2 protein-coding genes are annotated in these 1,376 nt (G+C 65.6%); one reads left to right on the forward strand and one right to left on the reverse strand.

Going from position 1 to position 1,376, the window contains the following annotated elements; all coding sequences use genetic code 11:
• Positions 1 to 437: RidA family protein (locus ACWIHY_RS40350; RefSeq protein ID WP_454381746.1), on the forward strand; the 437-nt coding region annotated here is incomplete at its 5' end.
• Positions 438 to 453: 16 nt separating this feature from the next.
• On the opposite strand, the gene ACWIHY_RS40355 is transcribed toward ACWIHY_RS40350, so the two are convergent.
• Positions 454 to 1,328, reverse strand: a protein-coding gene (locus ACWIHY_RS40355; protein WP_454381748.1) for an IS5 family transposase whose coding sequence is annotated in 2 segments (ribosomal slippage) — positions 454 to 936 and positions 939 to 1,328 — 873 coding nt in all. Because the reading frame shifts where the segments join, the coding sequence is not laid out codon by codon here.
• Positions 1,329 to 1,376 lie beyond the last annotated feature (48 nt).

The raw sequence follows: 1,376 nt of genomic DNA on the forward strand, positions 1-1,376 counted from the left end.
CTAGGGCGTGTTTCGAAAGTGCGGTGATCTGGGAGCATGGTGCGATGGATCATGTTCGGCAGATAGTCAGTTCTGGCTCGCCACTCGAACCCCAAATCGGTTTTTCCCGGGCAATCCGCAAAGGGGTGCACGTCGCAGTCGCTGGGACTGCTCCCATCGGGGACGACGGGACGACCGTGGGGCGAGGCGACGTCTATGCCCAGACTGTCAGGTGTCTGGACATCGCAGACGCCGCACTGAAGGCAACGGGGGCGTCACTGGAGGACGTCGTGCGGACCCGCATCATGCTCACCGACGTGACTCGTTGGAAAGAAGCCGCGCGAGCGCACGGGGAGCGGTTCGCGTCTGTCCGTCCGGCCTGCACCTTCGTTGAGGTCTCACGCTTCATCGATCCCGAATGGCTCGTTGAAGTGGAGCTTGACGCCATCCTCGACTGACTCCCGAAAGTGCTGGTCACAGCCACTCGTTGATGGCCGCGATCAGCACTGTGGCTTCGTAGCGGACGGCGAGCTTGTCATACCTGGTGGCCACTGCGCGGTGGCGCTTGAGGCGATTGATCCCGCACTCCACCGCGTGGCGCTCTTTGTAGTCCTCCTTGTCGAACTTCGGGGGCCGTCCGCCGAGGGAGCCGCGCTTCTTGCGGTTGGCGATCTGGTCGCGCTTCTGCGGGATGGTGCAGCGGATGCCGCGTCGGCGCAGGTAGTCGCGATTAGCGCGGGAGCCGTACGCCTTGTCGGCGCGGACCCTGTTCGGGCGGGTGCGCGGTCGTCCCGGGCCGAGCCGGAGAACCCTGATGCGGCCCAGGACGACCTGGAACTGCGGGGAGTCACCGCGTTGTCCGGCCGTGATCACCAGGGACATCGGCTTCTGGGCTTGCTCGACTGCGAGGTGGATCTTGGTCGTCAGTCCGCCGCGTGAGCGCCCGAGGCCGTGGTCGTCGGGCTCGGTGAACACACCGCCGGGCGGCTCGACCTGCAGATCCCCTTTTTGCGGGCGCCGGCCGCGTGCTGGTGGGCGCGAGCGATCGTGGAGTCCACCGAGATGTCCCAGGAGATCAGCCCCCTCGCATCGGCGCGCGCCTGGAGCTGCTCGAAGATCCGGTGCCACGTGCCGTCCCGCTGCCAGCGGCGGAAGAGCCCGTACACCGTCTCCCACGGCCCGTACTGCACGGGCAGGTCTCGCCACGGGACGCCAGCCCGTGTGCGGAACCGTATCCCGTCGATCAGCTGCCGCTTGCTGTGAACCGGTGGCCTACCAGGCTTGATGCCTATCGGCAACAACGGTTCCAGCACTGCCCACTGTGCGTCTGTCAGATCTCCCCGAGCCACGAAACAAGATCATCCCAGACCTTGATCCACTTCTGAAACAGGCCCTAG

The sequence above is a fragment of the Streptomyces sp. NPDC055287 genome, assembly GCF_053646035.1.